Below are 6,209 nucleotides of genomic sequence, written 5' to 3' on the forward strand. Positions count from 1 at the left end.
CCCCCCCCCCCCCCCCCCCCCCCCCCCCCCCCCCCCCCCCCCCCCCCCCCCCCCCCCCCCCCCCCCCCCCCCCCCCCCCCCCCCCCCCCCCCCCAGGACCGGATGTCAGCCCCGGGCCACCGCGATCGAACCGGCCAGCCGCTCCCCCGCCTCGTAGATCATGTAGGGGACGCCGCGGTCCGTGCCGAAGGACGGTGAGGCCGCGCGGCCGTTGTCCGGCGCGGCGGCGCGGGACTCGTACAGGACCCCGAGGTGCTCGCGCCGGGAGAAGTCGTCGCCGACCTCGGTGATCATGATGTCGCCGCCGCTCTCCTTGTCCTTGTTGTAGACGACGTACGTGCTGTTGTTCCGGCAGGGCAGGTGCGGGCCGCCCACGTTGACCGCGCCGACGTCGCCGTGCCGCACCAGCGGCTGCCGGGCGAACGTCCAGGTGCGGCCGTCGGCCGACCGGCCCCAGCCGATGTCACGGTGGTTGCTCCTGTTGTTGATCATGAACACCATGACGTAGCGGGCGCCACGCGAGGGCAGGTCGTGCCGGAAGACCCACGCGTACGAGGTCTCCGTCGCGCCGGTGGGGATGTGCGGGACCGGGTGCGTCGGGTCAAGGGTTCCGTACGAAGTTCCGTGCGCGGAAACGCCGCACGGCGACGGGAGGAAGTCCCGTCGCCGTGCGGCGCGGTGGGGCGGCCGGGCTGCCCCGTGCGGCGTGGCGGCCGGGCTGCGGTCAGATGCCGAACGGCGCCGCGTAGCGCACCGTGCCGGCGGGCAGCGGATGGGCGGCGTCCAGGGTGAGGGCCATGAGGGCCTCGTCCGGGACGTCGATGGTCAGGCCGATGCCGTGGACGGAGGCCCGGCCGAAGCCGAAGCGCGGGTAGTACTCCGGATGCCCGAGGACCACGACGTGGTGCTCGCCCAGGCGCGCGGCGGCGGTGAGCGCCGCCCGGACGGCGGCGGAGCCGGCGCCACTGCGCTGCAGTTCGGGCCGGACGGCGACGGGTGCCAGGCAGAGCGCCGGGCTGTCTCCGATGTGACAGCGAGTCAGCAGGGCGTGGGCCACGGGGAGGTCGTCGTCGTCCACCGCGACGAGGGACAGGCCGTCGATCCATGCCTCGGGGTCGGCGCGGAGCGCGTCGACGAGGGCGGCCTCCTCCCGCGTGGGGAAGGCGGTGCTGACGATGTCACGGATGGCGGGGACGTCGGCGCCGGTCTCGGCGCGGGTGTTCCAGGTGTGGGACATGACGGGTTGGGGTTTCCGTTTCCGGGTTGCGTTCGTCTGGGTCAGGCCATGGCCCGGGACGCGAGGGAGACCCGGGCGCCGCGAAGAGCGGCTTCGAGCACGGTCATCAACCCCACCTCCCTGTCGTCCTGGTCCTGCCGGTTCTGATTCGAACGCGAACAGCCCCAGTGTACCGGCAAGGGCCGGCGGGATCACTCGCTGGAGGGACGGGCTGGAGTCGTGGACCGGGGCCTGCGACTGGCTGCCGAACGTGACGGAGCCGCCCGACCGGGCCCTTCGCCCCTTCACCCGCCCCATGGGCCGTCGCCCGGACGCCCACCGTCCGCAGGCCGTCCGCAGGCCGTCCGCAGGCCGTCCGAGGATCCTCCTCGGGCCGTCCACACGTGCCGGACTCCCGCGCTCGGACACATGTCCGCCGGGAGATACTCCCTCCGTGGCCGCGAAGGCTTGTCCGCCGTCGACCATCGCCCGGCGCGGGTACGGCCGCCCGCCGGTCGGCCAGTCCCGTGAAGGAGTCCCGTGCCAGTCGTTGTGCGCCCCGCGACCGCTGCCGACCGTCCCACAGTGGAGCGGTTGTGGCTGATGTTCCGCCACGACCTGTCGGGGGTGGATGGCCTGCTGCCCGAGCCGGACGGAAGCTTCCGCGCCGATCGGCTCCGGTCCGCCTTCACCGACGCCGACTGGGCGCCATACCTGTTGACGAGCGGTGACCGGCCCGCCGGGTTCGCGTTCGTGCGCAACCTGACCGGCCGGGTCCGGGTGCTCAACAGCTTCTTCGTGGTCCGCGGGGGGCGCAGGAGCGGGATCGGACTGCGTGCCGCCCAGGAGATCGTGGCCAGGCACCCGGGGCGGTGGGAAGTCGCCTTCCAGGACGCCAACCCGGCCGCGGTTCGTTTCTGGCGCCGCGTCGCCGCCGCGATCGCGGGCGAGGCGTGGACCGAGGAGCGCAGGCCGGTGCCCGATCGGCCGGACCTGCCACCGGATGTCTGGATCTCCTTCAGCACCGGCGGCGACGAACCCCGGGGCGGGGCTCCGGCCGCGGACCACCACGAGGAGACGTCGGGCCGCGGCGCCCGTCCCGGCGCGGGCTGAGCGGCGAGCCGGCCGCGTCCCCGCGGCGTTCCTTGCGGTCCGGGGGTGCCGGACGGCAGGCTGCGGATCGTGGCCACTTTGCTGATCGTGCATCACACACCGTCGCCGAACTGCCAGGCGATGCTGGAAGCCGTCGTGTCCGGAGCGACCGCGCCGGAGATCGAGGGGGTGCGGGTGGTCCGGCGCCCGGCGCTGGCGGCTACCGCCGTCGACGTGCTGGAGGCCGACGGATACCTGCTGGGCACCCCGGCGAACCTCGGTTACATGTCCGGGGCACTGAAGCACTTCTTCGACCAGGTCTACTATCCCTGCCTGGACGAGACCCGGGGCCGGCCCTTCGGCTACTACGTGCACGGCGGCAGCGACACCACCGGCGCGGTGCGCGCCGTCGAGTCGGTCACGACGGGCCTCGCCTGGCGGCGCGCGGCACCGCCGGTGAGCGTGGCCGGCGAGCCCGGCAAGGCCGATCTGGAGGCCTGCTGGGAACTGGGTGCCACGCTCGCCGCCGGACTGATGGACTGACCCGTCCGGCACTTGGCTCCGGCGGGCGCACGACTCTCTCCGGCGGGCGCACGGCCGGGCGGCCTCGCCGGGTGAGGCGACGACCCGTCCCTCGGACAGCATCACGAGGCGGTCGCGTTCAGGCAGACGGTCTTCTCCGGCGGGGGGAGACGCTCAGAGGGGCGTCGCGGCGCGGAGGATGAGGAACATCGTGACGGCGGCGTTCGCGGACGACATCGCCGACACGGCGGTCCCGGCGGCCGCCGCCCATGCCGCCAGGCCCACCGAGGTGAAGACCGAGGGCCAGGTGCGGACCGCCGGAGCGGGGCCCAGCAGGGCCGCCACCCGGCGCGGTACCGGGCCGGGCGCCGCCAGGCCGGCAAGGGTGGCGGCCGGGGCGGTCCGGGAGACGAGGGCCGCCTTGCCGATGGCGGTCGCCACCGCGCGGCGGCTGCCGACCACCCGCGCGGCCGCCTCGTCCGCCCACCGCTCCGCCGTGTAGGACACGGCGGTACACAGGGGCCGCAGGAACGGGTTGGCCAGGGCGGCGAGCCGGACGGCGAGCAGGAAGCGATGGTGCCGGCCGGTGAGGTGGGCCCGCTCATGGGCGAACAGCGCGCGCCGCTCGGCCGGTTCGAGGCAGTCGAGCAGGGCCGTGGTCACCACCACCCGGGCCCTGCGTCCGCCGGGCAGCGCGTACGCGTAAGGCACGTCGTCCGGCAGTACGGCCACCTCGGTGCCCGGCAGGCCGGCCAGCGCGCGGTGAGCACGGCGGCGCACTCTGCCGTGCCGCCACAGGGCTCGCGCCGAGGCCACGACCACCGCACACAGGGCGGGGATCGCCGCCTTGCCGACGACCTCGTCGTACGGCACCGCCGCCCGCACCTCCGGGTCGGACCAGCCGTCCGGCAGGGGGTTGCCCGGCAACTGCGCGGTGCCGACCACCATCACCAGGGCCAGGCACACCGTGCTGCACAGGGCCATCACCGCGGCCACGGCGGTGAGCAGCCTGGTGGCGGCCCGGGGGTGCAGATGCTGTTCGGCCAGCCGGGCGATCGGCCATGCCGTCAGCGGCAGGACCAGCGGCAGAAAGACGAAAACCCCCATACGGCGTCAGCCGTCCTCCGCGTCGGGTGCGTGAGCCAGCAGTTCGCGCAGCAGCCGCTCGTCGTCCGGGTCGAGGCCGGTCACGAAGCTGGCCAGCACCGCTTCCCGGTTGCTCTCGGCGTCCAGGACCTTGCGCATCTTCCGTGCGGCCAGGCCCGCCTGGTCCGAGGCGGGTGTCCAGGCGAAGGACCGGCCCGCGCGCTCGCGACCGACCGCGCCCTTCTCCAGCAGCCGGGTCAGGATCGTGATCACCGTGGTGTAGGCGAGGTCGCCGCCCAGGCGCTCCTGCACCCAGCCGGCCGTCGCGGGGCCGTCCGCCTCGCGCAGCGCCGACAGCACCAGCGCCTCCAGCTCGCCCTGCCCCCGCCGCCGCGGACGCCGGTGATCGGTCACGGCCCGCCTCCTTCCGCCGCAGTCCCTCGCCCGTCCGATGTCTGTCCGAGGCGACATCGTATAGACGCGCCCGCCCGTCAGGCGCCCGGCGTCCGACGTATCGGTGGCACGCTACGGGGACGGGCCCGCCGGGGCCTTGCGCGGGGTAGTCGACGGGGCCCCTCGCCGGTCCCGCCTCGACGTGCGCACAAGGGGCGCGCGGGGGCGCCGCCGGTGGCGGCGGCGGGCCTGGCCCGGTCGTGGCCGTGCGCGCGGACCGGAGGGCGGTCGGCCCTGTTCCAGGAGCAGGGCGCCGTAGGCGTGGCGGGTGGGCTGCATCCAGCCCCATGGTTCGTTGTACGGAAAGTTGTCGTCCAGTTCGATCGACCGCTCCAGGGCGGCGAAGGCGGCGGCGTGGTCGCCCTTGCGGTACTCCAGTTCGCCGTCGAGCATGGCGGAGGCGATGGCGAGGATGTCCGCACAGGTGTTGTTGAACAGGGTGCGTGTCTGAGGCACCCGGGCGACCGCCTCGCGGAACAGGACGCGCTCGGCCTCCGCCTCGTCGACCCTGCCGGTGGCCGAGAGGGCGACCCCGCGGGCGTGGTGGAGCATCGCGGTCGTCACGCAGTACAGGCGCGGGTCGGCGGGCCGAGGGCGTAGGCGATGCCCCAGTGGGCCATGGCGCAGTCCGGGTCGGCCGCGGCGGCGGCCTCGAAGCAGGCGACGGCCTCCTCGTGCTGGAAGGCGTACGTCCACACCAGCCTGCGGTCGAACCACCGCTGGGCCTCGGGGGACGAGGTCGTCACCGGACGCCCGTGGGTGCCGAGGTCGTAGTAGTCCATGGGGTCCATGGGGTCCATGAGGGCACGTATACCGCACTGCGGGACGGCCACGAAGTACTTCGCGGGACGGGCACACCGGCCGGTGTCCCCGCCGGACGCGGTGCGCCCGGCGGGGGTGGGGGGAAGACGGTGGCGCGGATCAGCCGAAGTCGACGTCGCTGCACAGGAAGTACGTCTGGTCCATGTGCGATGCCTGCCAGATCGTGTACACGACGTGCCGGCCGCTCAGGCCCGAGGTGCTCACCGGGATCTCGTAGTTCTGGCTGGGTGCGTAGCGGCCCGTGCTGGCGACCAGCTGGAGTGAGTCCCAGGTCAGGGGCTGGGTGGCGGGGTCGAAGCCCTGCCGGGTGACGTAGACCTTGAAGTAGTCGGCGCCGTGGCTTGCCTGGTCGTACAGCTTGACGGTGAAGTTGTCGGTGATGTCCGTGGTCTGCCAGGCGCCCACGGTGTCCAGGGAGTTGTAGCGCCCGCCCTCGGTCCGGCCGCCGCTGCACAGTTGACCGTCGGGGACCACGGCCTCGAAGTTGCCGGCGGAGCCGTTGCGGTACAGGCCGTTCCAGTTCCACATGGCGTTGGGGTTGTCCTGCCAGGCCTGCCAGCACATGGGGTCTTCCTGGGCCATGGCGGGGTTCTGGAAGTCGTCGCCCCAGCGCTGCCAGCAACCGTAGTTGCGGGAGGCGGGGTCGACCACCGAACCGTGGGCGACGGCGGTGCCGCTCCAGGGGATCAGAGTGAGCAGGGTCGCGGTCAGGGTGCCGAGCGCGAGGGTCGACGCACGCCGGGTGCTGTTGGTGTGATCATGACAACTCATGATGCCCTTCCTTCGCGTGGGGGGACAGCGATGACGGGTGAGGATCGAAGCACCAATGGGAGCGCTCCCAAAAGCCTCTCGGAGAACAGGCTGCGCCCGGGTAAACGGAATGGCAATAGTTGAAATGCGCCAGATGCCGTCCGGCGGTGGCGCGTTCGATGCGGTCGTGGGGGGGGGGGGGGGGGGGGGGGGGGGGGGGGGAAAAAAAAAAGAAAGAGAATGGAGGTAAAGAACAAAAAAAAAAGAG

General features: G+C 73.3%; 7 protein-coding genes and 2 pseudogenes. 2 read left to right on the forward strand and 7 right to left on the reverse strand.

Annotated features, from left to right (window positions below):
• Window positions 1-105: 105 nt before the first annotated feature.
• Window positions 106-579: pseudogene (locus ACZ4V1_RS34210) on the reverse strand (hypothetical protein); the annotation flags it as partial.
• Window positions 580-724: 145 nt separating this feature from the next.
• A complete protein-coding gene (locus ACZ4V1_RS34215; protein ID WP_468344497.1) occupies window positions 725-1,237 on the reverse strand; it encodes a GNAT family N-acetyltransferase in 513 nt (170 codons plus the stop codon).
• Window positions 1,238-1,819: 582 nt separating this feature from the next.
• On the opposite strand from ACZ4V1_RS34215, the gene ACZ4V1_RS34220 reads away from it, so the two are divergent.
• Entirely contained in the window at window positions 1,820-2,329 is a 510-nt protein-coding gene (locus ACZ4V1_RS34220; RefSeq protein WP_468344617.1) for a GNAT family N-acetyltransferase, read from the forward strand.
• A 69-nt stretch (window positions 2,330-2,398) separates the two neighbouring features.
• Complete coding sequence (locus ACZ4V1_RS34225; protein ID WP_468344500.1) at window positions 2,399-2,851, forward strand: flavodoxin family protein; 453 nt, start codon at window positions 2,399-2,401, stop codon at window positions 2,849-2,851.
• A 153-nt stretch (window positions 2,852-3,004) separates the two neighbouring features.
• Here ACZ4V1_RS34225 and ACZ4V1_RS34230 read toward each other — a convergent pair whose 3' ends face one another.
• The 5 genes and pseudogenes from ACZ4V1_RS34230 to ACZ4V1_RS34250 form a co-directional block, all read right to left on the reverse strand.
• The gene (locus ACZ4V1_RS34230; RefSeq protein ID WP_468344503.1) at window positions 3,005-3,937 is read right to left on the reverse strand and encodes a M56 family metallopeptidase; all 933 of its coding nucleotides are present in this window, start codon (window positions 3,935-3,937) and stop codon (window positions 3,005-3,007) included.
• A gap of 6 nt (window positions 3,938-3,943) precedes the next feature.
• Entirely contained in the window at window positions 3,944-4,330 is a 387-nt protein-coding gene (locus tag ACZ4V1_RS34235; protein WP_468344506.1) for a BlaI/MecI/CopY family transcriptional regulator, read from the reverse strand.
• A 267-nt stretch (window positions 4,331-4,597) separates the two neighbouring features.
• A pseudogene (locus ACZ4V1_RS34240) lies at window positions 4,598-4,963 on the reverse strand (tetratricopeptide repeat protein); the annotation flags it as partial.
• Window positions 4,930-5,169 (reverse strand): hypothetical protein, encoded by a 240-nt coding sequence (locus tag ACZ4V1_RS34245; protein WP_468344509.1) that lies wholly within the window; start codon window positions 5,167-5,169, stop codon window positions 4,930-4,932. The gene ACZ4V1_RS34245 and the pseudogene ACZ4V1_RS34240, both read right to left, overlap by 34 nt.
• 121 nt (window positions 5,170-5,290) lie before the next feature.
• Complete coding sequence (locus ACZ4V1_RS34250) at window positions 5,291-5,962, reverse strand: lytic polysaccharide monooxygenase auxiliary activity family 9 protein (RefSeq protein WP_468344512.1); 672 nt, start codon at window positions 5,960-5,962, stop codon at window positions 5,291-5,293.
• Between the last annotated feature and the right edge of the window lie 247 nt (window positions 5,963-6,209).

The organism is Streptomyces sp. NPDC028991 (assembly GCF_055564775.1).

What these genes read in the sequence shown, in the direction of transcription:
- ACZ4V1_RS34215 (WP_468344497.1), bottom strand. Translation starts at nt 1,237, where the DNA reads ATGTCCCACACCTGGAACACCCGCGCCGAGACCGGCGCCGACGTCCCC.
- ACZ4V1_RS34220 (WP_468344617.1), top strand. Translation starts at nt 1,820, where the DNA reads ATGTTCCGCCACGACCTGTCGGGGGTGGATGGCCTGCTGCCCGAGCCG.
- ACZ4V1_RS34230 (WP_468344503.1), bottom strand. Translation starts at nt 3,937, where the DNA reads ATGGGGGTTTTCGTCTTTCTGCCGCTGGTCCTGCCGCTGACGGCATGG.
- ACZ4V1_RS34245 (WP_468344509.1), bottom strand. Translation starts at nt 5,169, where the DNA reads ATGGACCCCATGGACCCCATGGACTACTACGACCTCGGCACCCACGGG.
- ACZ4V1_RS34250 (WP_468344512.1), bottom strand. Translation starts at nt 5,962, where the DNA reads ATGAGTTGTCATGATCACACCAACAGCACCCGGCGTGCGTCGACCCTC.